Origin of the sequence: Verrucosispora sp. ts21, assembly GCF_002879555.1 — a bacterium.
GTDB lineage: Bacteria > Actinomycetota > Actinomycetes > Mycobacteriales > Micromonosporaceae > Micromonospora > Micromonospora gifhornensis.
The window spans coordinates 1-392 of the sequence record NZ_PNOZ01000201.1 but is presented as its reverse complement, the minus strand read 5'-3'; the positions used below and the strand labels follow the sequence as shown (position 1 = coordinate 392).

General features: G+C 61.2%; 1 protein-coding gene. It reads left to right on the top strand.

What is annotated here, in order from left to right:
* Nucleotides 1-387: hypothetical protein (locus tag C1A38_RS31030; RefSeq protein ID WP_158244960.1), on the top strand; the 387-nt coding region annotated here is incomplete at its 5' end.
* Nucleotides 388-392 lie beyond the last annotated feature (5 nt).

The window sequence follows — 392 nt, the reverse complement described above, 5'->3', positions numbered from 1 at the left end:
ATCGACCGCTGGAGCGTCCCCCGCGCCACCGTCCACAACCTCACCGTCGCCAACACTCACACGTACTATGTGCTCGCCGGCGCGACGCCGATCTTGGTGCACAATACCGGCGGCTGCGGCCTTCCTGACCTCGCCGTCAATTCAACCCAGTTCGGAAAGAAGTGGGGAACCACTCTCAGCATTATGGTCTGGACGTGGCTAACCCTGCGCATCGCGAGTGGTATTTGCGTCGGATGCACGAGGTTCACGCCGGACCGCACGAGGTTAGGATCGGACCAATCGCGAAGGGTGGTCCTGATAACATCTTGTACCGGCAAGGCGACGATCTGCTCATCGCGGCTCTTCGAAGTTGAGCGGGGTTCGCAGCTGGAGTTGGCCCGAGTGTGAAGGGC